This window comes from Pantoea sp. SYBGC1 (assembly GCF_057197005.1).
The window spans coordinates 78334-102325 of sequence record NZ_JBXUNM010000008.1; the positions used below are offsets into that span (position 1 = coordinate 78334).

The following is a 23992-nucleotide window of genomic DNA, read 5'->3' on the forward strand; positions in this document are numbered from 1 at the left end:
GCCCCTAAGCGGGGGCTTAAATTGCCGTTAAAGTTGCTGAGTCAGGAGATGCGGATGTTAAAGCGTGATATGAACATTGCCGATTATGATGCCGATTTGTGGCAGGCTATGGAGCAGGAGAAAGTGCGTCAGGAAGAGCACATTGAACTGATCGCTTCAGAAAACTATACCAGCCCGCGCGTTATGCAGGCGCAAGGTTCACAGCTCACCAATAAATACGCGGAAGGCTATCCGGGCAAGCGCTACTACGGCGGTTGTGAATATGTTGATATCGTTGAGCAGCTGGCAATCGACCGCGCAAAAGCGCTGTTTGGTGCAGATTTTGCCAACGTTCAGCCTCACTCTGGTTCGCAGGCAAACTTCGCTGTTTACACCGCGCTGCTGCAGCCGGGTGATACCATTCTGGGCATGAATCTGGCACACGGTGGTCACCTGACCCACGGTTCACCGGTCAATCTCTCCGGAAAACTCTACAACGTCATCCCTTACGGCATCGATGAAACCGGCAAAATTAACTATGACGAATTGGCCGAGCTGGCACAGACGCATAAGCCAAAAATGATCATCGGCGGCTTTTCTGCCTACTCTGGCGTCTGCGACTGGGCAAAAATGCGTGAAATCGCTGACAGCATCGGCGCCTGGCTGTTTGTGGATATGGCTCACGTGGCAGGTCTGGTGGCAGCTGATGTCTATCCTAACCCGGTTCCGCACGCGCATATCGTGACCACGACGACGCATAAAACGCTGGCGGGTCCGCGTGGCGGCCTGATTCTGGCGCAGGGCGGAGATGAGGAACTGTATAAGAAGCTCAACTCAGCTGTCTTCCCTGGCGGCCAGGGCGGCCCGCTGATGCACGTCATCGCCGGTAAAGCCGTGGCTTTCAAAGAGGCGATGGAGCCGGAGTTCAAAACCTATCAGCAGCAGGTGGCTAAAAACGCTAAAGCGATGGTTGAAGTCCTGCTGGAGCGCGGTTACAACATCGTTTCCGGCGGTACGTATAACCATCTGTTCCTGATCGATCTGGTGAGCAAAGGCCTGACCGGTAAAGAAGCGGATGCCGCGCTGGGACGTGCAAATATCACTGTGAACAAAAACAGCGTGCCAAACGATCCGAAAAGCCCGTTTGTGACTTCTGGCGTGCGTATCGGTACACCAGCGGTAACCCGTCGCGGCTTCAAAGAAGCAGACGTGCGTGAACTGGCTGGCTGGATCGCCGACGTGCTGGATAACGTGAATGACGAAGCCACCATCGAACGCACCAAACAGAAAGTGCTCGATATCTGTGCCCGTCTGCCCGTTTATGCCTGACAGGTTTTAGCTGATAAAAAAGGATGGCTCCGGCCATCCTTTTTTATTGGCGTATTTTCCGCTGCTTAGCGCACGATTGATCCGCTCTGCGGGTTTCTTTTTGGCCGGTGCTTTGCCAAAGTAGCGCCCAAACCGCAGGCAGTGGCGCGCGCCACAGGAGAGAGCATGACCATCGCATCAGCCAGATGGCTGGGACTGAGCTATTTCACCTACTTTTTTTGCTACGGCATCTATTTACCTTTCTGGAGCGTCTGGCTGCAGGGCAGCGGACTCGATGCGGAAAAAATTGGCTTGCTGCTCGGTTGTGGCATGGTCGCGCGCTTCGCCGGCAGCCTGCTTATCGCCTCGCAGGTTAAAAATCCGGCTCAGCTGATTGTCGCGCTGCGGCTGCTGGCGCTTCTGACCGCACTGTTCGCCCTCGGCTTCTGGTTCGGCGGTCAGTGGCTCTGGCTGCTGCTGGTCATGGTGGGGTTCAATCTCTTTTTCTCTCCGCTGGTGCCGCTGAGCGACGCGCTGGCGGCAACCTGGACGCGCCAGATTGGGCTGGCCTACGGTCCGGTGCGGCTCTGGGGATCGCTGGCGTTTGTCATCAGCTCGGCGCTCACCGGCATGCTGGTCAGCGCTTACTCTTATCAGGCGGTTTTGCTGCTGCTGAGTCTGGGCGTAGTGGCCATGCTGAGTGGAATGCTGCTGCCACCGCAGACGCGTGCGCAGGGGGAGGCGCGACAGGGCGCCAGCGGCGGCTGGGCGGCGTGGCGCGATCTACTGCGGGAAAAGAGCGTCTGGCGTTTTATGAGCTGCGTTACGCTGCTGCAGGGCGCGCATGCCGCCTACTATAGTTTCAGTGCCATCTGGTGGCAGCAGGCGGGCTACTCCGCCTCCGTAGTGGGGTATCTGTGGTCGCTCGGCGTGGTGGCGGAGATCGTAATCTTTGCCCTCAGCAACCGGCTGTTCAGACGCTGGAGCGCACGCGATCTGCTGCTGCTTTCCGGCGTCTGCGCGCTGCTGCGCTGGACGCTGCTCGGCGCCACGACCGCGCTGCCGCTGCTGGTTGTCGCACAGATTTTGCACTGCGGCAGTTTTACCATTTGTCACCTGGCGGCGATGCGCTTTATCGCTGCACGCAAAGGCACCGAGGTGATTCGCCTGCAGTCGCTCTACTCGGCGCTGGCGATGGGGGGCGGGATTGCCGTGATGACCATGATCTGCGGCGTCCTGTTTGCCCATCTGCAGGGGCATCTCTTCTGGGTCATGGCGCTGGTGGCGCTGCCGGCGCTGTTCCTGCGTCCTGCGGCTCAGGCGTCCAGCAGCTGAAGAATACGCTGCTGCTGATGATCGCTTAACGGCAGTTCTGCGTGGATCAGCGGCGGCGAAAAGAGCGGCAGCGAAATAGCATAGGGGGTAACCACCAGCGCCACATCGCGCGGTGCGCCCTCGCGCTGGAAGTGCAGCATATCCTGATAGGTTATATTGATCGGCAGCAGCGTCATGTCGCGCAGCTGCTGCTCCAGCAGCTGCTCCAGCGCGGCGTCGACGCCGGTGAGCAGCAGTACCTGCTTCTCCTGCAGTGCGCTCTCCTGCATCATCCAGGCACCAAACAGCACCGCCACCAGGCTGGTCTCTTCCGCGCTGAACTGCGTGCCAAAGTCGCTGCTGAAATGGTACAGCGCGCGCTCGGTAGTGCGCATCAGCCGCGGATAGAGCCGCGCCACATCCAGCGCCACGCTATTATCGATGCCAATGGAGAAATGGCTGCGGTCCAGCGCCTGCGCCAGATGGGTATAGAGCTGGAGCTTCAGCTCATGCTGGTTGCGGATGCGCGTTTTTGCCAGCTGTTCAAAACGCGCAATCAACGCTTCTGTGGCACTCATCAACCGGTGCGCCTGTGGCGCGCTCAGCTGAGTGGCGTCAGGCGCATGAATCAGACTAAAGAGCAGCGTCCAGAAATCAGTTTCGCTGGCATCGGGCATCAGATGACAGCGTTTCTGCCAGTGGTGAATGACATCGTCTGCTGCGGCACGCTCCGCTTTCTCTGCCAGCCAGCTGCGCTGCCGCTCGCTGAACAGCGCCGCCTGACGCTGGCAAAGGGCATACTTCATAAAAATAAGCAGAAAAAGCTGGTCGCGCGGAGAGAAATTGCGCATCAGCCGCAGGCTGCAGTGCTGGATCAGCGCCTGCAGGTTGATCTCATCCCACAGCGCTTTTTCGATCTGCAGAACTTTGAGTCGCTGACGCAGTGCGGGAACAAAATGGTCGCAGACAAACGCCTGCGACAGGCGCAGCGCGCGTCGCAGCCAGTGGATCAGGCAGAGTCTTCTGTCCAGTTCCGTGCCGTGAATGCGAAAGCTGCCATCCACCATCTGATGCAGTTCCAGCTGATGAAAGCGCTGTATCTCATCGCCCACATCCGCGATATCCTGACGGGCAACCGCAGGATCAACGCCGTTCAGCTGGCACAGTTTATCGAGCGTCAGGGCGGGAGCGGGCAGAAATAACAGCAGTAACAGATGGCAACGTCGCTGGGAACGGCTGAAGAGCGGTGCTGTAGCAGGCGCAAAACTCATCACGTATTTTATCCGCAGCTCATTTTTCAGCTAAGAATAGCCAATATCGCGCTGAAATTACGCTATCAGTGCAGACTTTTACTCAGAGCTTCAGGGCGGGTCACAGTTTTTTCGGACCACGTAAACCTTTACCTTATAAATTGTTACTTTATAACATATGAAAATTGCGCTTTTACTGGTTACGCTGTTTTTCTCCGCTGCGGCTGCATGCCATCCGCACAGTTTTATTACGATGAAAGCAGAGCTGAAAAGCCAGAACGATCGGCTGACCGGCATAAAAATGGTCTGGACGATGGACGAAATCACCTCCGCCGACCTGCTTTATGATGCCGGTCAGGCCAGACCAGGCGACGTGGTATGGAAAAAGCTGGCGGCCCAGGTGATGGCTAACGTGCTGGGTCAGCACTATTTTACCGAGCTGTGGCAGGAGAAAACGCGGATAAAATTTCTTAATCTGCCGCAGGAGTACAATTTGTCGCGTAGCGGACACAAGGCCGTGCTCGAATTTATTGTGCCGCTGAGCGAGCCGCAGCCGCTGGCCGGGAAGCGTTACCGTATGCTGACGTTTGATCCCAGCTATTTTGTTGATATGCAGTATGAGACCTCACAGGATATTGCCATGGATGAGAACCTAAAGGCGCACTGCCAGCTGAAGCTCACAACTCCACAGCCGGACGCGTCGCTGCAGCAGTATGCGCTGTCGCTGGATAAAGCTGACGCGCCGCCGGAAGATATGGATTTGGGCCGCCAGTTTGCCCAGACGGTGACGCTGATATGTCGCTGAATATTCCGCTCCCCATGCGGCGTCGCTGGCCGCTGCCCGCCGCCGGGCTGTTGCTGCTGCTGACCGCAATGCTGCTCTGGCACACCTGGCCGCACATCCTGTTACAGAGCGTGCTGTGGCAAAAAGCGCTTAACCATTCCCTGACACAGCTGCTGCAGCAGGTTGCGGCACAGCCGCGCCAGCCGGGGATAACGCTGCTGCTGCTGAGCCTGGCGTATGGCGTCCTGCACGCGCTGGGACCGGGGCATGGCAAAGTCGTGATCGCCACTTTTTTAGCGACGCACCCTGCGCAGTTGCGCACCAGCATTCGTCTGACTCTGCTGGCTGCGCTGCTGCAGGGCGGGGTAGCCGTTGCCCTGGTCACGCTGATGCTGGTGGTACTGCAGACCTCATCGCGCCAGCTCCATCTCAGCAGCTACTGGCTGGAAAAGGGGAGCTACCTGCTGGTTATCGCGCTGGGCTGCTGGCTGGGCTGGCGCGCCGTGAAATCGCTGCGGGCAGCCCTGCATCCGGCAGCGGGCTGGCAGATCCGGACAATATATGCGCAGCATCACCATGACGCATCCTGCGCATGTGGCCATACGCATGTACCGGATGCGCATCAGCTGGCGCACGCGGTGAGCTTCAGGACTCAGCTGCTGCTGGTCCTCTCCATGGGTCTGCGCCCCTGTTCCGGGGCGCTGATGATGCTGCTATTCGCTAAAGTGATTGATGTTTATCTGTGGGGCGTGGCTGCTGCGCTGGCAATGGCGCTGGGAACCGCACTGACGGTGTCGCTGCTGGGCGTTGTGGTTCAGCGTTCACGTGTGCTGGCAGCGAGATTGAGCCGTTCAGCAGCCGATCAAAAACGGACCGCGGTAGTGATGGCGCTGCTCATGCTGCTGGGGGCGATTGCGCTGATACTGGCCGGCGCGCTTCTGTGGCAGAGTGCACTCCCCGCTGCCAGCAATGGCCTGCGCCCCTTTTAACCGGGCTTATGATAAACATCCGGCCACGCGGAATCTGCCGGATGTTTAATTTTCTGCCATCAGAGAAAAATATCCTGCTGTGCGCCTCTGGTGTAAATAGCATTCTCTGTCTACGCTAAATGACATCAGCTGAGAATTAACTTTTTTAAAATAAACTTTTTATCAGTCGTCGTTTTTTGCGAGGAGAATACCATGCCTGAAATCCGGACTCATAATGGCATCACGGAGACCGTGACCGATACCCATGCGGGACTACCGTTAAAACGCATTTCATGGAGCGCAATATTTGCAGGTGTTATTGCTGCGCTGATTGTTCATATATTACTGGGAGTATTGGGTACGGCAATTGGTGCTACGACCATTGATCCACAGCAGGAGCAAAATCCTCTGGAACATCTTGGTACTGGCGCGCTGATCTGGACCGGTGCCAGCATGCTGGTTGCGATGGCGGTAGGGAGTTATATCGCCGGCCGTCTGGCTCAGCGTGAAGGCGCACTGCACGGTTTACTGATGTTTGGTGTCAGTACGCTTATTACTCTGTGGCTGGCTTTCTCACTGGCGAGCGGTATTATTGGCGGCGCCTTTAATATTCTGGGTTCGGGTGTAAACGCGCTGGGTAATGGTATTTCTTCTGTTGCGCCTTCGCTGACTAATATGGCGAAAGAGAAGCTGCAGGAAAATAATATTAACCTCGACGATCTGCAGAATGAGCTGGAGACCACGCTGCGCCAGACCGGCAAGCCGGAATTACAGCCAGAAAATCTGCAGCAGGATGCAAATAACGAAGCGAACAACGCTGAGAACCAGGCAAAAAATACGGCACAAAATCCGCAGAACGCGGATGCTGATTTGAGTAACTGGTTTAAAGGCGTGCTGAGCCGTCATTCTGATACGCTGCAGGCTGCTGACCGCGATGCGCTGAAAAATATTATCAAAGCGCGTACCGGTAAGAGTGACCAGGAAGCGGAACAGATTGTTAACCAGGCAGAGCAGAGCTATCAGCAGGCGATGCAGAAGTATCAGCAGCTGAAGCAGGAAGCGGAGCAGAAAGCACGTGAAGCAGCAGAACAGGCTGCCGCTGCTACGGCGAAAGCGAGCTGGTTCACCTTCATCATGCTGATTATCGAAGCTGTACTGGCAGCGATTCTGGGTGGTGTAGGTCGCCGCACTCAGCCGCGTCAGGTGTTAACGCACGAACGTCGCTAATCAGTACCATTAAAAAAGGCGGCCCGCGGGCCGCCTTTTTTTGCTTAGCGCTTCAGCGCTTCGCTCAGCTCATCGCGCATGCTAGCCAGCATGGCTTTCACGACGCGCGGGTTACCGGCTACGATGTTACCTGAGTGCAGATAACCGTGGTTGCCGGTGAAGTCAGTGACCAGACCGCCAGCCTCACGTACCAGCAGCTCACCCGCTGCAAAATCCCACGGCTTCAGGCCAATTTCGAAATAGCCATCCACGCGGCCGGCTGCGACATAAGCCAGATCCAGCGCGGCTGAACCGCTGCGGCGGAAGTCTGCGCACTGGGTAAACAGTTTGCCAACAATATTGATGTATGGTGTCGCGTGCTGCTTAACCTTGAACGGGAAGCCGGTCGCCAGGATGGTGCCATCCAGATCGCGGGCGCTGCTGCCGCGCAGACGATAGCCATTCAGCTGTGCGCCCTGACCGCGTACGGCGGTGAAGAGTTCATTACGCATTGGATCGTAAACCACAGCCACTTCAGTGCGGCCTTTAATGCGCACGGCAATAGAGACGGAGAAGTGTGGCAGACGTTTGATGAAGTTGGTGGTGCCATCCAGCGGATCGATTACCCATTGAATATCCTGATCCTCACCCGCCAGCTCACCGCTCTCTTCGGTGATGATGGTATGTTGTGGGTAAGATTTACGAATGACTTCGATAATCAGGCTTTCTGCGTCACGGTCAACATTGGTCACGAAGTCGTTGCTGCCTTTCTGGCTGGCTTCGACAGCGTCCGGGGTTTCGTAATTTTTGGCAATTAAATTTCCGGCCTTGCGCGCTGCGCGCACGGCGATGTTGAGCATCGGATGCATCGGTATCTCTCGCTGGATGTTAAAGAACGGGGAAAACGGCGCGGAGTATAGCAGCGTGTTCAGCAAATGTCCTGCATTTATGTTAGGATACGCGCCATCATTTTCTCACCCGCTCATAATTATGCTGCAAAATATCCGAATTGTACTGGTTGAAACGTCCCATACCGGCAACATGGGTTCTGTTGCCCGCGCCATGAAAACCATGGGGTTAAGCAACCTTTATCTGGTGAATCCGCTGGTTAAACCTGACTCGCAGGCGATCTCTCTTGCGGCGGGTGCCAGCGACGTTATCGGCAACGCCCGCATTGTTGATACGCTGGATGAGGCGATTGCCGGCTGCAGCCTGGTGGTCGGCACCAGCGCCCGTTCACGGTCGCTGCCATGGCCGATGCTGAATTCACGCGAGTGCGGCATCAAGAGTGTGGAAGAGGGGCAGCAGGCACCGGTCGCGCTGGTGTTTGGTCGTGAGCGCGTCGGACTGACCAACGATGAGCTGCAGAAGTGCCATTATCACGTAGCTATTCAGGCTAATCCGGAGTACAGCTCGCTGAATCTGGCGATGGCGGTGCAGATCATCGCTTATGAAGTGCGTATGGCGTGGCTGGATGCGCAGGAAAAAGCGGCTCCGCAGCCGGAATATGAAGCCTCACCTTATCCGCTGGTGGACGATCTGGAGCGCTTTTATCAGCATATCGAACAGATGATGCTGGAGAGCGGCTTTATCCGTACCGGCACGCCGAGCCAGGTGATGAGCAAACTGCGCCGCCTCTATACGCGCGCCCGTCCGGAACGCGATGAGCTGAATATTCTGCGCGGTATGCTCTCCTCCTTTGAAAAACCCAAAGGCGACAAGGGTAATAGTTGAGTAAAACGTCAGGTTAAATAGTTGAGTAAATTACTCAGTTAAATAGTTGACCAAAATACTCGGGAATGGCAGACTGCGCTGACTGACATTCCACCGATAACCCGCCTGATTAAGGGCGGATGCCGACGAGGTTTTACGCTATGAGACTGACATCCAAAGGACGCTATGCCGTTACCGCTATGCTGGACGTAGCCCTGCATTCGCATGAGGGGCCGGTACCGCTGGCGGATATTTCCGAGCGTCAGGGGATTTCACTCTCCTATCTGGAACAGCTGTTCTCGCGTCTGCGTAAGCACGGCCTGGTTGCCAGCGTGCGCGGGCCGGGTGGCGGTTATCTGCTGGGCAAAGATGCCAATGCTATCGCGGTAGGTGCGGTGATCACCGCGGTAGATGAGTCGGTGGATGCGACCAAATGTCAGGGTAAAGAGGGCTGTCAGGGTGGCGAACGCTGCCTGACTCACGTTCTGTGGCGCGATCTCAGCGAGCGCATCAGCGATTTCCTGAACAATATTACGCTGGCTGAGCTGGTGAATAATCAGGAAATCCTGGATGTTGCCGATCGTCAGAACAGCGTGGATAACCGTCGTTTTCAGCAGCACCGCGTGCAGGAAACCATCAACGTTAATCTGCGTGCCTGATCGCAAACGTATTGCCTGACTGAAGACTGACTTTTACAAAGCCCCGGGCGCTTAGCGATTAAGCCCCCGGGGCTTTGTGCTGTTAGCGCTCCCGTCACCGGCCGCATGACCGGTTTACTCTCTGCAGGCTGAATCATGCTATAAAGACCTGTGTTTTATTTTACGGAGTTACAGCGCCATGAAATTACCGATCTATCTGGATTACGCAGCGACCACGCCTGTGGATCCACGGGTCGCCAGCAGAATGATGCAGTGTCTGACGCTGGATGGCACCTTCGGTAATCCCGCATCCCGTTCCCACCGCTTTGGCTGGCAGGCTGAAGAGGCCGTGGATGTTGCCCGCAACCAGATTGCGGCGCTGGTTAACGCCGATCCGCGCGAAATAGTTTTCACTTCCGGCGCGACCGAAGCGGATAACCTTGCCATTAAAGGGGCAGCACACGCCCGTCAGGCGCGCGGACGGCATATCATTACCAGCCAGACGGAACACAAAGCGGTACTCGATAGCTGCCTGCAGCTGGCGCGCGAAGGGTTTGATGTGACCTGGCTGACGCCCGGCAGCGACGGTATTGTCACGCCGGATATGCTGGCTGCCGCGCTGCGCGACGATACCGTGCTGGTGTCGCTGATGCACGTGAACAACGAAACGGGTGTCATCCAGGATATTGCGGCGCTGGGCGCCCTCTGTCACGCGCGTGACATTTTGTTCCACGTGGATGCCACGCAGAGCGTGGGCAAGCTGCCGCTTGACGTCAGCACGCTGCCGGTGGATCTGATGTCATTCTCGGCGCATAAGCTCTACGGACCGAAAGGCATTGGTGCGCTCTGGGTACGCCGCAAGCCGCAGGTAAAGATTGACGCGCAGATGCACGGCGGCGGACACGAGCGCGGTATGCGTTCCGGAACGCTGCCGGTGCATCAGATTGTCGGTATGGGTGAAGCCTATGCGCTGGCAGGCGAGGTGATGGCAGAAGAGATGACGCGACTCGCCACGCTGCGTCAGCGGCTCTGGCAGGGTATCAGCCAGCTGAGCGGCGTACAGCTCAACGGCTCGCTGATGCACAGCGCGCCAAATATCCTCAACGTCAGCTTTGCGCAGGTTGAGGGTGAATCACTGATTATGGCGCTGAAAGATCTGGCGCTTTCATCCGGCTCAGCCTGTACCTCGGCAAGTCTGGAACCTTCCTATGTGCTGCGCGCCATGGGCGTTGAGCCGGAGCTGGCCTACAGTTCGCTGCGCTTTTCGCTGGGGCGTTTCACCACGCAGGAGGAGATTGACTACGCGATTGCGCTGGTCAATAAAGCTGTCAGCCGGATGCGGGCCGTTGCCCCGGCAGCCGCCCGCTGATCCATGCCACTCCGCGCCGGTCTGGCGTGGAATGAGACCAAACGTAAACGGAGCGACGCGATGACAACACAACCGATGAATATTACGCTCAGCACGCAGCCTGCTGATGCGCGCTGGGGCGAAAAAGCCCTGCTGAGCAGCAGCGAGAGTGGTATGACGCTGCACCTTACGGGCAGTGATGCGCTGCTGACGATTCAGCGCGCGGCGCGTAAGCTCGACAGCCAGGGGATCCGTCACGTTGCGCTGTGCGGTGACGACTGGGATCTGGAAAAGTGCTGGGCATTCTGGCAGGGCTATCGCAGCCCGAAAGGCGCGCACCAGGTGGAATGGCCGGCGCTCAGCGACAGCGATCGCGCTGAATTCGATCGTCGTCTGCAGATTATTGACTGGGTGCGCGATACCATTAACCTGCCCGCGGAAGACCTGAGTCCGGAACAGCTGGCGCACAGCGCTATCGATCTGATCAGAGACGCGGGTGGCGATGCCGTCAGCTATCGCATCACCAAAGGCGAGGATCTGCGCGAGCAGGGGTACAGCGGTATCCATACCGTTGGGCGTGGCTCATCGCGCGTGCCGGTGCTGCTGGCGCTCGACTTCAACCCGACCGGTGACGCAGATGCACCGGTTTACGCCTGTCTGGTCGGTAAAGGGATCACCTTTGATACCGGTGGCTACAGCCTGAAGCAGAGCGCATTTATGGACTCGATGAAGTCCGATATGGGCGGGGCGGCGACCGTCACCGGCGCGCTGGCGCTGGCGATTGCCCGCGGGCTGACGAAGCGCGTAAAACTCTATCTCTGCTGCGCCGATAACATGGTCAGCGGCAACGCATTCCGTCTTGGCGATATCATCCGCTACCGCAACGGTAAAACCGTTGAGGTGATGAATACCGATGCGGAAGGGCGTCTGGTGCTGGCGGATGGCCTGATTGACGCCAGCGCGCAGCAGCCGGAGCTGCTGATTGATGCGGCCACGCTGACCGGCGCAGCCAAAACGGCGCTTGGCAATGATTATCACGCGCTGTTTACCTTCGACGATGTGCTGGCTGAGTCGCTGCTGGGCAGCGCCACCGGCGAAAATGAAGCGTTCTGGCGTCTGCCGCTGGCGGAGTTTCACCGCAGCCATCTGCCGTCAAATTTTGCCGATCTCAACAACATCGCCAGCCCGGCTCACGCCGCCGGCGCCAGCAGCGCGGCCGCCTTTCTCTCGTGGTTTGTTGAAAAATATCAGCAGGGCTGGCTGCATATCGACTGCTCCGCCACCTACCGCAAAAGCGCGGTGGATCAGTGGTCAGCGGGCGCAACCGGCCTCGGCGTGCGTACCCTTGCCAACCTGTTACTGAAATAATCCCGCTTCGGGCAGGCTATCTCCTGCCCGCTTTTTTGGAATGAAACACGCATGAGTAATCGTCTTGAAGAGGTGCTGAAGCTGGCGGCCACCGAACCGGCACATCGCCCGGAGTTTTTTCAGCTGTTGCTGGCCGCAGATGTCTGGGTGCCAGGCGAAAGCCCGGCTGAACAGTTTAACGCGACCTCGCCCGTCGAGTTACAGCACTGGGAGAAAGAGGGGGGCGGCAGCGTGATCCCGTTCTTCAGCTCTGAGAAGGCTATGCGCGAGGCGATAGCGGATGAACAACCGTGGCTGCGCCTGCCGGCACGTACGCTGTTTGAGATGACGCTGGGTGAAGCGCTGTTTCTGAATCCGAAGTTACCGGCTGGTAAAGAGTTTACGCCGGGTGAAATCGCGCATCTGCTGGGTGAAGAGGGAAGTGCGCTGAGCCAGCAGACGGTGCTGGAGGGCGGCCACGCGCTGCTGCTGTCAGAGGTGGCTGAGCCGCCGGCACAGATGATCGACTCCCTGACCCAGCTGTTTGCTAAATATAAACAGGTGCGCCGCGCCTACATTGCCAGCCTGCGTGAAAGCGTGAACGACGCGCCTAATCTGCTGATTGGTATCGAAGCTGACAGTGATATCGATGAGATTATTCAGGCCGCAGGCAGCGTGGCGACCGATACGCTGACCGATGATGCGCCTGTTGATATCTGCGAGGTGGATGCCGGACAGCAGGGCGTCAGCCATTTTTTTACCGCGCATATCACGCCATTTTATGAGCGGCGCTGGGGCAGTTTCCTGCGCGATTTTAAAGGCAGCCAGCGCATCATTTAATCCCCGCAGGTTGATGTGTATGGCCCCTGGCCCGCGCGTAACGCGGGGCGCATTAATGCGCCCCCTACGGGGGATGGGTGCAAAATTTTCTGTAGGGGCGCCATTAATGGCGCCCTGGTTCCGGGCGGGTACGGATCCGGCGGAGCGCGTCAAGTGCAAAATTTGCCGTAGGGGCGCCATTAATGGCGCCCTGGTTCCGGGCGGGTACGGATCCCGTAGGGGCGCCATTAATGGCGCCCTGGTTTCAGGCGGTTACGGATCCGGCGGGGCGCGTCAAGTGCAAAATTTGCCGTAGGGGTGCCATTAATGGCGCCCTGGTTTCAGGCGGGTGACTATTTTTCGATCGGTAAATCGTCGCGGCTGCCCCATTCGCCCCAGGAGCCGTCATAGAGCGTTGCGTCGCGAACGCCCAGCGCCGTCAGCGCCAGAATCAGCACCACCGCCGTTACGCCCGAGCCGCAGCTGGCAACGATGGGCTTATCCAGCGCCACCCCTGCCTGCGCAAACTGCTGACGCAGTTCGGCGGCGGGTTTCAGCGCGCCGTTTTCTACCAGACTGTTCCACGGCAGATTCAGACTGTGCGGAATATGTCCGCGCAGCAGGCCGGGACGCGGCTCATCCACCTCAGCGTTAAAGCGGTTTGCTGCGCGCGCGTCCACAATTTGCGCGCCCCCTTCATGACTGAGCAGCAGTACATCGTTCAGTCGCTTCACCTGACTGCTGTCGAAGTGTGCCGCGAAGTCACCTTCCGGCAGCGTCACCGGGCCGTCTGCGGTGGTAAAACCTGCGGCTTTCCAGCCCTGCAGACCGCCGGCCAGAATGGAGATGCGCTGACAGCCAAAGGTGCGCAGCATCCACCAGGCGCGCGGGGCAGAAAAGAGATTGCCCTCGTCATACACAATCAGATGCTTATCCTGCATCACCCCCAGCTCGCGCATTGCGACAGCAAAACTCTCCGGGCGGGGCATCATATGCGGGTAAGGGCTGGTGTGATCGGAAAGCGCTTCAATATTAAAGAAAGCTGCCTGCGGCAGGTGACTGGCCAGATACTCTGCGGTGACATCGCGCACTGCATCCTGACCCGGCGGAACCATGCGCGCATCCAGCACCTGTACTTCTTCATCACCGTAGTGCTCATGCAGCCACTCAGCAGATACAAACAGGGGAGCCGTCATTGCCATCTTCTCTCTTATCAGGGAAAAGGCCAGTCTCCGGGAATGTGCAGGCTATCTCAAGCCCGCAATGGCTAAAGTGAGCGCCACGGGATGAAAATGCAGCATCTGTTCTGCTGAAGATATCCGGCCTGTGGCACCGGGAGTAAACCCGCGGCAGGTGCGTCACGGTGCAGCCTGCACCGCAAAAAGCAATTATTTTCAATAATTCCACCAATCACTCATAGGCAACACGCGTCGATCTCCCTATAATCGGCGCGTTTTTCTTACCGGGAGAGGGTTCCCGGTTTATTCAGGATGCTAATTCAGAGGTAATCATGGCAATCGAACGTACTTTCTCCATCATTAAACCAAACGCCGTTGCTAAGAACGTTATCGGTGCTATCTACAACCGTTTTGAGAGCGCGGGCTTCAAAATCGTTGGCGCAAAAATGCTGCACCTGACCAAAGAGCAGGCTGAAGGCTTCTACGCTGAGCACAAAGGCCGTCCATTCTTTGATGGTCTGGTTGAGTTCATGACCTCTGGCCCGGTAGTGGTTTCTGTTCTGGAAGGCGAAAATGCCGTTCAGCGTCACCGTGACCTGATGGGTGCGACTAACCCGGACAACGCACTGGCAGGCACCCTGCGTGCAGATTACGCAGACAGCTTCACCGAAAACGCGACCCACGGTTCTGACTCTGCAGAGTCTGCTGCCCGTGAAATCGCTTACTTCTTCGCTGAAAACGAAGTCTGCGCGCGCACCCGCTAAGTGCATTGCGGCTGAAGCGGACAGGGGAGTTTACACCTTTTACGCTGGCGTAAAACGGTTACCCTGGCATCGTGCCGCAGTTATAGTACAATAATGCGCCCCTGTTGAGCCTGGCTCAGCCGGGGCGCTGTTTTTTCTTCTTCCTAACCAGAGCCGTAACGTGTAACAACGAGGCCAGAGATTATTATGTCCGAACAGATTGTGACGCCAGCTGACGCGTCCCCCGCCGTGGTTTCTCCTAAAAACGAAAAAATTAACCTGCTCGATCTCAATCGTCAGCAGATGCGTGAATTTTTTATCGAAATGGGCGAGAAGCCGTTCCGTGCCGATCAGGTCATGAAGTGGATTTACCACTACTGCTGCGACGATTTCGAGCAGATGACGGATATCAACAAAGTGCTGCGCGGCAAGCTGATGCAGCGCGCAGAGATCCGCGCGCCGGAAGTAGCGGAGGAGATGCGCTCCAGCGACGGCACCATCAAATGGGCGATTCGCGTAGGCGATCAGCTGGTGGAGACGGTCTATATTCCGGAGGCGGAGCGCGCCACGCTGTGCGTCTCTTCTCAGGTAGGCTGTGCGCTGGAGTGCAAATTCTGCTCCACGGCGCAGCAGGGTTTTAACCGCAACCTGCGCGTTTCCGAAATTATTGGTCAGGTATGGCGCGCGGCCAAAATTATTGGTGCTGCGAAAGTCACCGGCCAGCGTCCTATCACCAACGTGGTGATGATGGGCATGGGCGAGCCGCTGCTCAATCTGAACAACGTCGTGCCGGCAATGGATATTATGCTGGATGATTTTGGCTTTGGCCTCTCCAAGCGCCGCGTCACGCTCTCTACCTCAGGCGTTGTGCCGGCGCTGGATAAGCTTGGCGATATGATTGACGTAGCGCTGGCGATCTCGCTGCACGCGCCGAACGATACCATTCGCGATGAAATTGTCCCGATCAACAAAAAATATAATATCGAAACCTTCCTGGCAGCGGTGAAGCGTTATATCGGCAAATCCAATGCCAATCAGGGCCGCGTGACCATTGAGTATGTGATGCTGGATCATATCAACGACAGCACTGACAATGCGCATGAGCTGGCGGCGCTGCTGAAGGATACGCCCTGCAAGATCAACCTGATCCCATGGAACCCCTTCCCGGGGGCACCTTATGGCCGCAGCTCCAACAGCCGTATCGATCGCTTCTCTAAAGTGCTGATGGACTATGGCTTTACCACTATCGTGCGTAAAACCCGCGGCGATGATATCGATGCGGCCTGCGGTCAGCTGGCGGGCGATGTGATCGACCGTACCAAACGTACGCTGCGTAAAAAGATGGCAGGTGACGCTATCTCTGTGAAGGCGATCTGAAACCGCACGCCCGCCGATTCGCTGCGGGCGTAAAGCGTGGCACTCTCCCGGTTTATTCGCAGGGAGAGCGCTATGCTAAAAGGATTAGGTATTGCCGTTGCGGCCGGCTTTGTTGTAACCGGGTGTGTCACCGGCTCATCATCACATCGTGCGGCGGATATTCGTCTGCAGCTGGGACTGCACTATTTAGCCGCAAACAATTTAGCGGCTGCTGAACGCAATCTGCTGCAGGCGCAGCGTGTGGCTCCTGCAGATTACCGCGTGCCCCTGGCGCTGGCGCGGGTTGCTCAGGCGCAGCAGAATAGTATACAGACGCGCCGGTACTACCAGCGGGCACAACAGTTAGCGCCCGCTAATGGTTATGTCGCTAACAATTACGGTGCGTTTCTCTGCAGATTAGGGCAGTATGGCGAAGCGCATCAACAGTTTAAGCTGGCAAGCGCGGCGCCGGAGAGCGATGCCCGTCAGGATCTCCTTCTGATTTCAGGCTATTGTTATCTGCAGGCGGGCGACGAGGCCGCCGGGCGCAAACGGCTGCTGCAGGCGCTGGAAGCCGCACCTGAGCAGGGAAACTGGCTGCTGGAGGAGGGTGAACGGCAGCTGATGCAGCCGGCAGGAAAAATGCTTCCCGTGCTTTTAGAACTCTACCATCAGCGTCTGCCCGCAACGGCAGAGAGTCTGTGGTTACAGATACGTTTCGCCGCGCAACAGGGAAACGCTGCTGACGTTACACGTTATGGCGACCGGTTGGCGCGAAGTTTTCCACAATCGATACAGTACCAGCGTTATTTAGCTAATGAATACTGAAGCCACTCAAGAAAAATCTGCAGTACATTCCACAGGTGAACGCCTGCGTCTGGCCCGTGAGCAGATGGGGCTGACGCAGCAAAACGTCGCTGAGCGCCTGTGCCTGAAACTTTCCACCGTGCGTGACATTGAAGAGGATAAGTCGCCGGCCGATCTCGCCTCGACCTTTCTGCGCGGTTATATTCGCTCCTACGCCCGCCTGGTACATGTACCGGAAGACGATCTGCTGCCGATGATGGCAAAGCAGGCGCCGGTGCGCGCGGCTAAAATTGCGCCGATGCAGAGCTTCTCGCTGGGCAAGCGCCGTAAAAAGCGCGATGGCTGGCTGATGATCTTCACCTGGCTGGTGGCGTTTGTTGTTATCGGCCTGACCGGCGCCTGGTGGTGGCAGAATCACAAAGCCTCGCAGGACGATCTGGTCTCGATGGCCGATCAGAACGGCAGCAGCGACAGCGGCCAGTCGATTCCGCTGGGCGATACCAGCACCGACAGCACCAGTGACAGCGACACCAATGCCGCCGGCACGCCGGTGGATAACGGTGCCGGCGCGGTGACCTCACAGAGCAGCACCGCAGGCAGCGCAGATAACAGCACCCGCGCGCCGGTAGCCTCTTCTGCCCCCTCTGGTGATAACGCGGTCGTTTCTCCTTCCCAAGCGCCGGTTGATAATGCGCCGCCAGCGGCCACTTCACCGGCACCGGCCAACAGCGTCGCGGCCGGCAGCATGCCAACCGCGAACGCGGCTGTCAGCCAGCCTGCAGGCGACCCCAACGCTGTTGTCATGAATTTCAAGGCCGACTGCTGGCTGGAAGTCAGCGATGCAACCGGCAAAAAACTGTTCAGCGGGATACAGCGCAGCGGTGGCAAGCTCAGCCTCTCGGGCACGCCTCCGTATCGTCTGAAAATTGGCGCACCGCGTGCGGTTGACGTGCAATATCAGAATCAGCCCGTTGATTTAAGCCGTTTTATCCGTAATAACCAGGTTGCCCGTCTGACGCTGGGTGCGCAATAACGCGCAGCGCGCTTTCCGGGGAATTGTGGAGAGAAAATATGCATAACGAAGCACCCATTATCCGTCGCAAATCAACGCGTATTTACGTCGGCAAGGTGCCAGTCGGCGATGGTGCTCCCATCGCCGTTCAGTCCATGACCAATACCCGCACCACCGACGTAGAGGCTACGGTTAACCAGATCCGCGCGCTGGAGCGCGTGGGCGTGGATATCGTGCGCGTCTCGGTGCCGACCATGGACGCGGCGGAAGCCTTTAAACTGATTAAGCAACAGGTCAACGTGCCGCTGGTAGCGGATATTCACTTTGACTACCGTATCGCTCTTAAAGTGGCGGAGTATGGCGTCGACTGCCTGCGTATCAATCCGGGCAACATCGGCAACAACGAACGTATTCGTCAGGTTGTGGACTGCGCCCGCCACTACAATATTCCGATTCGTATCGGGGTGAACGCCGGTTCGCTGGAGAAGGATCTGCAGGAGAAGTATGGCGAACCCACGCCGCAGGCGCTGCTGGAATCCGCTATGCGCCACGTCGATCATCTCGATCGTCTGAACTTCGATCAGTTCAAAGTCAGCGTTAAAGCTTCTGATGTGTTCCTGGCCGTAGAGTCTTACCGCCTGCTGGCAAAAGCGATCGATCAGCCGCTGCATCTCGGGATCACCGAAGCAGGCGGCGCGCGTGCGGGCGCGGTGAAGTCGGCAATCGGCCTTGGTCTGCTGCTGGCAGAGGGCATCGGCGATACGCTGCGTATTTCGCTTGCGGCCGATCCGGTAGAAGAGGTAAAGGTTGGCTATGACATCCTGAAATCGCTGCGCATTCGTTCACGCGGGATTAACTTTATCGCCTGTCCGACCTGCTCACGTCAGGAGTTTGATGTGATCGGTACCGTGAATGCGCTGGAAGAACGGCTGGAAGACATCATTACGCCAATGGATGTCTCCATTATCGGCTGCGTAGTCAACGGTCCGGGCGAGGCTACCGTTTCGACGCTCGGCGTCACCGGCGGCAGCAAGAAAAGCGGTTTCTACGAGGATGGCGTTCGTCAGCGCGATCGTCTCGACAACGATGACATGATCGATCAGCTGGAAGCGCGCATTCGTGCCAAAGCATCCATGCTGGATGAGAGTCGTCGAATCAGCGTGCAGCAGCTGGAAAAATAACCAGGCGGTGCGCGCCCGGCGCGCACCAGTTTATGAATGAACCTGTGCGGTTTCATCCTCATAAGGTATGATGCCGGACAGGTTTTTTTGTATTAAGAGATTTTAACGTGGCGAAGAATATTCAAGCGATTCGCGGGATGAACGACTTCCTGCCAGCTGATACCGCAATCTGGCAGCGTATTGAGGGCACCCTGAAGCAGGTGCTGGCCAGCTATGGCTACAGTGAAATCCGTCTGCCAATCGTCGAGCATACCCCGCTGTTCAGCCGTGCCATTGGTGAAGTGACCGATGTGGTTGAAAAAGAGATGTACACCTTTGAAGATCGTAACGGCGAGAGCCTGACGCTGCGTCCGGAAGGCACAGCGGGCTGCGTACGTGCCGGTATTGAACATGGTCTGCTCTATAACCAGGAGCAGCGCCTCTGGTATGTCGGTCCGATGTTTCGCTACGAGCGTCCGCAGAAAGGACGCTATCGTCAGTTTCATCAGATGGGCGTTGAAGTGTTTGGCCTGCAGGGGCCGGATGTTGATGCTGAGCTGATCATGATGACCGCACGCTGGTGGAAAGCGCTGGGCATCGCTGACCACGTTGAACTGGAGCTGAACTCTATCGGCTCTCTGGCGGCGCGCGCGGACTACCGCAGTGCGCTGGTGGCGTTTCTGGAGCAGCATCAGGATGTGCTGGATGAAGATTGCAAACGCCGCATGTACACCAATCCGCTGCGCGTGCTGGACAGCAAAAATCCGGAGATCCAGGCGCTGCTGAATGATGCGCCAACGCTGGGCGAATTCCTGGATGAAGAGTCGCGCGCCCACTTCACCGGACTCTGCGCGCTGCTGGATGATGCCGGTATTCACTATCGCGTCAACCAGCGTTTGGTGCGCGGCCTCGACTACTACAACCGCACCGTCTTTGAGTGGGTCACCAGCAGCCTCGGCTCGCAGGGCACCGTATGCGGCGGCGGGCGTTACGATGGCCTGGTTGAGCAGCTGGGCGGACGTGCCACGCCAGCGGTAGGATTTGCCATGGGTCTGGAACGGCTGGTGCTGCTGGTGCAGGCGGTGAATCCTGAATTTGAACCGACGCGGGTTGTCGATGTCTATGTTATCGCTTCAGGGCAGGGCGTTCAGTCTGCGGCTATGCAGCTGGCGGAAACGCTGCGTGATGCCAACCCGGCGCTGAAGCTGATGACCAACTTCGGCGGCGGCAACTTTAAGAAGCAGTTCGCCCGTGCAGATAAATGGGGCGCACGCATTGCGCTGGTGCTCGGCGAAGATGAAGTGAAAGCGGGCCAGGTGGTAATTAAAGATCTGCGCACCGGCGACCAGCAGACGCTGGCTCAGCAGGACGCCGCTGCGACGTTGCAGACGCTGCTGCAGTAAGCAGCACGCGGCAACAGCCATTTTAAGGAGAGGGATTGCGTGGAAGTTTACAGCAACGAGAATGAACAGGTTGATGCGCTGCGCCGCTTTTTCGCCGATAACGGCAAAGCGCTGGCGATTGGCGTGGTAGTAGGGATCGCGGCGCTGGGCGGCTGGCGCTACTGGAGTTCGCATCAGGAAAATTCAGGTAAAGCGGCCTCCGCACAGTATCAGCAGCTCACCAGCGCGATGCAGGCGGATAAACCGGAAAGCCTGGAGGCCGTTGCCAGCTTCGCCAGTGAAAACAGCAATACCTACGGTGCGCTGGCCGCGCTGGACCTCGCGAAGCAGTACGTTGAGACCAGCCAGCTTGATAAAGCCATTGCGCTGCTGCAGAAAGGACTAAACGACACCAAAGATGCCAACCTGCAGGCGGTCATCAACCTGCGTCTGGCACGTATTCAGCTGCAGCAGAAGCAGGCTGATGCCGCGCTGGCTACCCTGGATAACGTCAAGGGTGACGGCTGGAGCGCGATTGTGGCAGATATTCGCGGTGAAGCACTGCTGAGCAAAGGTGACAAGCAGGGCGCGCGCGATGCCTGGAGTAAAGGCGTGGGTTCGCAGGCTTCTCCGGCACTGAAGCAGATGCTGCAGATGAAAATAGATAACTTAAGTTAAGCCAGACAAGAGAGCGCACATGGAATTACGTAAATACCTGCTGCCAGGGCTGATTTCCGTCACTCTGCTCAGCGGTTGCTCGCTATTCAGCGGCGAAGAAGATGTAGTGAAGATGGCTCCGCTGCCGAAAGTGGAAAATCAGTTCACGCCGGAAACTGTCTGGAGCACGTCAGTAGGCGACGGCATTGGCGATTTCTACTCCAACCTGCATCCGGCATGGCTGGACGGCACCGTTTACGCTGCCGACCGTTTTGGCGTGGTAAAGGCGCTGGACGCCAGCAACGGTAAAGAGAAGTGGAAAGTCGATCTCTCTGAGAAGACCGGTTTCTTCTCGAAAAACATCTCTGCGCTGCTCTCCGGCGGCGTTACCGCCAGCGGCGATCGGATCTATATCGGCAGCGAGCGCGGGCAGGTATTTGCACTCAACAGCAGCGACGGCTCGCTGGCGTGGCAGACCAAAGTCGCCGGTGAAGCGCTCTCCCGTCCGGTGGTCAGCGATGGCCTGGTACTGGTCCACACCAGTAACGGTATGCTGCAGGGACTGGATCAGAGCAGCGGTGCGGTAAAATGGACCGTAAACCTCGATATGCCGGCGCTTTCGCTGCGCGGTGAGTCTGCGCCTGCGGTCGCCTTTGGCGGCGCTATCGTTGGCGGTGATAACGGTCGCGTCAGCGCGGTGATCCTGAACCAGGGGCAGCTGATCTGGCAGCAGCGCATTTCACAGCCGAGCGGCGCGACGGAGATCGATCGTCTGAGTGACGTCGATACCACGCCGGTTATCGTTAATGGCGTGGTCTATGCGCTGGCATACAACGGCAACCTGACCGCACTCGACCTGCGTTCCGGTCAGATTATGTGGAAGCGTGAAATCGGCGGCGTTAAAGATTTGATTGTCGACGCCGGACGCATTTATCTGGTGGATCAGGACGATCGCGTGATTGCGCTTAACGCCGATGGCGGCGTAGCGCTGTGGCGTCAGAGCGATCTGCTGCACCGTAATCTGACGGCACCGGTGCTGTTTAACGGTTATCTGGTTGTGGCAGACAGCGAAGGTTACGTGCACTGGATCAATACCCTGGATGGTCGCTTTGTGGCACAGCAGAAACTGGACAGCGACGGCTTCCAGACCGAGCCGGTTGTGGCCGGTGACAGACTGCTGATTCAGGCGAAAGGCGGCGAGGTTTACGCCATCAGCCGTTAAGTTCTGAGCGCGCGGGAACGGATTTCCGTCAGTAATTACGGCTCCTGATTCGTCAGGAGCCGTTCTGTTTTTTGTCAGGCGTGATATTCTAGGCGCCTTAAGCCTGAAGCGGGCGGCAAATGTCGTTATACTCACGCCATTCGGGCGATTCATTTTTAAACTGAGGCAAGTGTTATGGTACCTGTGGTCGCGCTGGTTGGGCGTCCCAATGTGGGGAAATCCACGCTGTTTAACCGCTTAACGCGCACCCGTGATGCGTTGGTGGCCGATTTCCCTGGACTGACTCGCGATCGCAAATATGGTCGCGCCGAAGTGGAAGGGCGCGAATTTATTGTTATCGATACCGGCGGTATTGATGGCACCGAAGAGGGCGTAGAGAACCGCATGGCGGAGCAGTCGCTGCTGGCGATTGAAGAAGCGGATGTGGTGCTGTTCATGGTTGATGCCCGCGCAGGCGTTATGCCGGCGGATCAGCAGATCGCTAATCATCTGCGCTCCCGTGAAAAAGCGACGTTCCTCGTAGCGAACAAAACGGATGGCCTGGACGCCGATGCCGCCGTGCTGGACTTTTACGCGCTCGGTCTGGGTGATATTCATCCGATTGCCGCGTCGCACGGTCGCGGCGTTACCTCGCTGCTGGAAACCGCGCTGCTGCCGTGGATGGATGTGGCAGACCCGCAGGAAGTGAGCGAAGAGGATGAAAACGAAGCCTACTGGGCCGCGTTAGCCGCAGAAGAGAGTGGCGAAGAGGCCGAAGAGGAAGAGGAGTTTGATCCGACCGGCCTGCCGATTAAGCTGGCTATCGTGGGTCGTCCTAACGTAGGTAAGTCAACGCTCACTAACCGTATTCTTGGTGAAGATCGCGTGGTGGTTTATGACATGCCAGGCACGACGCGTGACAGCATCTATATCCCGATGGAGCGCGACGAGCGCGAATATATCCTGATCGACACCGCCGGGGTGCGCAAGCGTGGCAAGATCACCGATACCGTTGAGAAGTTTTCGGTGATCAAAACCCTGCAGGCGATCGAAGATGCTAACGTCGTGATGCTGGTGATTGACGCGCGTGCCGGTATCTCCGACCAGGATCTCTCCCTGCTGGGCTTTATCCTCAACAGCGGACGTTCGCTGGTGATTGTGGTCAACAAATGGGATGGCCTGTCGCAGGAAGTGAAAGATGAAGTGAAAGAGACGCTGGATTATCGTCTCGGCTTTATCGATTTTGCCCGCGTACACTTTATTTCGGCGCTGCACGGCAGCGGCGTAGGTAACCTGTTTGAATCCGTAACGGAAGCGTACGACTGCTCAACCAAACGCGTAAACACCTCTATGCTGACGCGGATTATGAATATGGCAGCAGAAGATCATCAGCCGCCGCTGGTGCGGGGTCGTCGCGTTAAGCTGAAATATGCGCACGCCGGTGGTTACAACCCGCCTATCGTGGTTATTCACGGTAATCAGGTAAAAGATCTGCCTGATTCCTACAAGCGTTATCTGATGAACTACTTCCGTCGCTCGCTGAACGTCATGGGTACGCCAATCCGTATTCAGTTCAAAGAGGGGGATAACCCGTATGCCGGCAAACGCAATCTGCTGACGCCGACGCAGCAGCGCAAGCGCAAGCGCCTGCTGGCGCACCTGAAAAAGAATAAGCGTTAAGTCAAAAAGAGCCCGCCGGGCTCTTTTTTTTGCCTGTGATTTAACAGCGGCTTAGCGCGGCAGATGTAGCAAAAATGCTATTGGCCGGTAAACCCTGCGTTATGATCGTTCACTTTCAATTGTACCATCTGGTACAATCCTG

General features: G+C 57.4%; 22 protein-coding genes. 19 read left to right on the forward strand and 3 right to left on the reverse strand.

Going from position 1 to position 23992, the window contains the following annotated elements; all coding sequences use genetic code 11:
* Positions 1–54 precede the first annotated feature (54 nt).
* Together glyA and AC2CF9_RS13885 are read left to right on the forward strand one after the other, a co-directional pair.
* Positions 55–1308: a serine hydroxymethyltransferase gene (gene glyA, locus AC2CF9_RS13880; protein ID WP_150018149.1), complete on the forward strand. Its 1254-nt coding sequence runs from the start codon at positions 55–57 to the stop codon at positions 1306–1308.
* Between the two features lie 165 nt (positions 1309–1473).
* Entirely contained in the window at positions 1474–2622 is a 1149-nt protein-coding gene (locus tag AC2CF9_RS13885; protein ID WP_484557270.1) for a 3-phenylpropionate MFS transporter, read from the forward strand.
* On the opposite strand, the gene csiE is transcribed toward AC2CF9_RS13885, so the two are convergent.
* Complete coding sequence (gene csiE, locus AC2CF9_RS13890) at positions 2604–3872, reverse strand: stationary phase inducible protein CsiE (RefSeq protein ID WP_150018198.1); 1269 nt, start codon at positions 3870–3872, stop codon at positions 2604–2606. The two genes, AC2CF9_RS13885 and csiE, sit on opposite strands and share 19 nt — an antisense overlap.
* Positions 3873–4029: 157 nt before the next feature.
* Here csiE and AC2CF9_RS13895 point away from each other — a divergent pair, with 157 nt between their 5' ends.
* From AC2CF9_RS13895 to AC2CF9_RS13905, 3 genes are all read left to right on the forward strand, one after another.
* Positions 4030–4656 (forward strand): DUF1007 family protein, encoded by a 627-nt coding sequence (locus AC2CF9_RS13895; protein ID WP_484557271.1) that lies wholly within the window; start codon positions 4030–4032, stop codon positions 4654–4656.
* Positions 4647–5624 (forward strand): nickel/cobalt transporter, encoded by a 978-nt coding sequence (locus tag AC2CF9_RS13900; protein WP_484557272.1) that lies wholly within the window; start codon positions 4647–4649, stop codon positions 5622–5624. Before AC2CF9_RS13895 ends, AC2CF9_RS13900 begins: the two co-directional genes overlap by 10 nt.
* Before the next feature lie 192 nt (positions 5625–5816).
* Positions 5817–6830 (forward strand): hypothetical protein, encoded by a 1014-nt coding sequence (locus tag AC2CF9_RS13905; RefSeq protein WP_484557273.1) that lies wholly within the window; start codon positions 5817–5819, stop codon positions 6828–6830.
* 44 nt (positions 6831–6874) lie between these two features.
* Here AC2CF9_RS13905 and suhB read toward each other — a convergent pair whose 3' ends face one another.
* Positions 6875–7678, reverse strand: coding sequence for an inositol-1-monophosphatase (gene suhB / locus AC2CF9_RS13910; protein WP_484557274.1), 804 nt, complete (start codon positions 7676–7678; stop codon positions 6875–6877).
* 121 nt (positions 7679–7799) lie between these two features.
* On the opposite strand from suhB, the gene trmJ reads away from it, so the two are divergent.
* From trmJ to sseB, 5 genes are all read left to right on the forward strand, one after another.
* On the forward strand, positions 7800–8543 hold the full coding sequence (trmJ, locus tag AC2CF9_RS13915; protein WP_039385614.1) for a tRNA (cytosine(32)/uridine(32)-2'-O)-methyltransferase TrmJ: 744 nt from the start codon (positions 7800–7802) through the stop codon (positions 8541–8543).
* 140 nt (positions 8544–8683) lie between these two features.
* Positions 8684–9181 carry a Fe-S cluster assembly transcriptional regulator IscR gene (gene iscR / locus AC2CF9_RS13920; RefSeq protein WP_039379638.1) on the forward strand — a complete coding sequence of 166 codons (498 nt, stop codon included), beginning with the start codon at positions 8684–8686 and terminating at the stop codon, positions 9179–9181.
* Positions 9182–9359: 178 nt separating this feature from the next.
* Positions 9360–10529 carry an IscS subfamily cysteine desulfurase gene (locus tag AC2CF9_RS13925; protein WP_150018153.1) on the forward strand — a complete coding sequence of 390 codons (1170 nt, stop codon included), beginning with the start codon at positions 9360–9362 and terminating at the stop codon, positions 10527–10529.
* Between the two features lie 60 nt (positions 10530–10589).
* Positions 10590–11876 carry an aminopeptidase PepB gene (gene pepB, locus AC2CF9_RS13930; RefSeq protein ID WP_484557275.1) on the forward strand — a complete coding sequence of 429 codons (1287 nt, stop codon included), beginning with the start codon at positions 10590–10592 and terminating at the stop codon, positions 11874–11876.
* A gap of 51 nt (positions 11877–11927) precedes the next feature.
* Positions 11928–12695, forward strand: a complete 768-nt coding sequence (gene sseB, locus AC2CF9_RS13935; RefSeq protein WP_150018155.1) for an enhanced serine sensitivity protein SseB — start codon at positions 11928–11930, stop codon at positions 12693–12695.
* Positions 12696–13027: 332 nt separating this feature from the next.
* On the opposite strand, the gene sseA is transcribed toward sseB, so the two are convergent.
* On the reverse strand, positions 13028–13870 hold the full coding sequence (sseA, locus tag AC2CF9_RS13940; RefSeq protein ID WP_150018156.1) for a 3-mercaptopyruvate sulfurtransferase: 843 nt from the start codon (positions 13868–13870) through the stop codon (positions 13028–13030).
* A 314-nt stretch (positions 13871–14184) separates the two neighbouring features.
* Here sseA and ndk point away from each other — a divergent pair, with 314 nt between their 5' ends.
* The 9 genes from ndk (at position 14185) to der (ending at position 23850) form a co-directional block, all read left to right on the forward strand.
* Entirely contained in the window at positions 14185–14616 is a 432-nt protein-coding gene (gene ndk, locus AC2CF9_RS13945; RefSeq protein WP_039379630.1) for a nucleoside-diphosphate kinase, read from the forward strand.
* A 186-nt stretch (positions 14617–14802) separates the two neighbouring features.
* A complete protein-coding gene (gene rlmN / locus AC2CF9_RS13950) occupies positions 14803–15972 on the forward strand; it encodes a dual-specificity RNA methyltransferase RlmN (protein ID WP_039379627.1) in 1170 nt (389 codons plus the stop codon).
* Positions 15973–16044: 72 nt separating this feature from the next.
* The gene (pilW, locus tag AC2CF9_RS13955) at positions 16045–16779 is read left to right on the forward strand and encodes a type IV pilus biogenesis/stability protein PilW (protein WP_150018157.1); all 735 of its coding nucleotides are present in this window, start codon (positions 16045–16047) and stop codon (positions 16777–16779) included.
* Complete coding sequence (rodZ, locus tag AC2CF9_RS13960; RefSeq protein ID WP_484557276.1) at positions 16769–17791, forward strand: cytoskeleton protein RodZ; 1023 nt, start codon at positions 16769–16771, stop codon at positions 17789–17791. The genes pilW and rodZ overlap by 11 nt, the downstream gene beginning before the upstream one ends.
* Positions 17792–17829: 38 nt before the next feature.
* Positions 17830–18951, forward strand: a complete 1122-nt coding sequence (gene ispG, locus AC2CF9_RS13965; protein ID WP_039379618.1) for a flavodoxin-dependent (E)-4-hydroxy-3-methylbut-2-enyl-diphosphate synthase — start codon at positions 17830–17832, stop codon at positions 18949–18951.
* Between the two features lie 107 nt (positions 18952–19058).
* Entirely contained in the window at positions 19059–20333 is a 1275-nt protein-coding gene (gene hisS, locus AC2CF9_RS13970; protein WP_484557277.1) for a histidine--tRNA ligase, read from the forward strand.
* Between the two features lie 39 nt (positions 20334–20372).
* Positions 20373–20990, forward strand: coding sequence for a YfgM family protein (locus tag AC2CF9_RS13975; RefSeq protein WP_150018159.1), 618 nt, complete (start codon positions 20373–20375; stop codon positions 20988–20990).
* 19 nt (positions 20991–21009) lie between these two features.
* Entirely contained in the window at positions 21010–22191 is a 1182-nt protein-coding gene (gene bamB / locus AC2CF9_RS13980; RefSeq protein ID WP_071667898.1) for an outer membrane protein assembly factor BamB, read from the forward strand.
* Between the two features lie 174 nt (positions 22192–22365).
* Complete coding sequence (der, locus tag AC2CF9_RS13985; RefSeq protein ID WP_150018160.1) at positions 22366–23850, forward strand: ribosome biogenesis GTPase Der; 1485 nt, start codon at positions 22366–22368, stop codon at positions 23848–23850.
* The last annotated feature ends 142 nt before the right edge of the window (positions 23851–23992 follow it).

Bases quoted from the DNA above. Each gene is read 5' to 3' on its own strand.
- suhB (WP_484557274.1), bottom strand. From the start codon at position 7,678: ATGCATCCGATGCTCAACATCGCCGTGCGCGCAGCGCGCAAGGCCGGA.
- sseB (WP_150018155.1), top strand. From the start codon at position 11,928: ATGAGTAATCGTCTTGAAGAGGTGCTGAAGCTGGCGGCCACCGAACCG.
- pilW (WP_150018157.1), top strand. From the start codon at position 16,045: ATGCTAAAAGGATTAGGTATTGCCGTTGCGGCCGGCTTTGTTGTAACC.
- bamB (WP_071667898.1), top strand. From the start codon at position 21,010: ATGGAATTACGTAAATACCTGCTGCCAGGGCTGATTTCCGTCACTCTG.
- pepB (WP_484557275.1), top strand. From the start codon at position 10,590: ATGACAACACAACCGATGAATATTACGCTCAGCACGCAGCCTGCTGAT.
- ispG (WP_039379618.1), top strand. From the start codon at position 17,830: ATGCATAACGAAGCACCCATTATCCGTCGCAAATCAACGCGTATTTAC.
- AC2CF9_RS13885 (WP_484557270.1), top strand. From the start codon at position 1,474: ATGACCATCGCATCAGCCAGATGGCTGGGACTGAGCTATTTCACCTAC.
- AC2CF9_RS13925 (WP_150018153.1), top strand. From the start codon at position 9,360: ATGAAATTACCGATCTATCTGGATTACGCAGCGACCACGCCTGTGGAT.
- AC2CF9_RS13905 (WP_484557273.1), top strand. From the start codon at position 5,817: ATGCCTGAAATCCGGACTCATAATGGCATCACGGAGACCGTGACCGAT.
- sseA (WP_150018156.1), bottom strand. From the start codon at position 13,870: ATGACGGCTCCCCTGTTTGTATCTGCTGAGTGGCTGCATGAGCACTAC.
- AC2CF9_RS13895 (WP_484557271.1), top strand. From the start codon at position 4,030: ATGAAAATTGCGCTTTTACTGGTTACGCTGTTTTTCTCCGCTGCGGCT.
- rlmN (WP_039379627.1), top strand. From the start codon at position 14,803: ATGTCCGAACAGATTGTGACGCCAGCTGACGCGTCCCCCGCCGTGGTT.
- ndk (WP_039379630.1), top strand. From the start codon at position 14,185: ATGGCAATCGAACGTACTTTCTCCATCATTAAACCAAACGCCGTTGCT.
- glyA (WP_150018149.1), top strand. From the start codon at position 55: ATGTTAAAGCGTGATATGAACATTGCCGATTATGATGCCGATTTGTGG.
- iscR (WP_039379638.1), top strand. From the start codon at position 8,684: ATGAGACTGACATCCAAAGGACGCTATGCCGTTACCGCTATGCTGGAC.
- AC2CF9_RS13900 (WP_484557272.1), top strand. From the start codon at position 4,647: ATGTCGCTGAATATTCCGCTCCCCATGCGGCGTCGCTGGCCGCTGCCC.
- trmJ (WP_039385614.1), top strand. From the start codon at position 7,800: ATGCTGCAAAATATCCGAATTGTACTGGTTGAAACGTCCCATACCGGC.
- rodZ (WP_484557276.1), top strand. From the start codon at position 16,769: ATGAATACTGAAGCCACTCAAGAAAAATCTGCAGTACATTCCACAGGT.
- csiE (WP_150018198.1), bottom strand. From the start codon at position 3,872: ATGAGTTTTGCGCCTGCTACAGCACCGCTCTTCAGCCGTTCCCAGCGA.
- der (WP_150018160.1), top strand. From the start codon at position 22,366: ATGGTACCTGTGGTCGCGCTGGTTGGGCGTCCCAATGTGGGGAAATCC.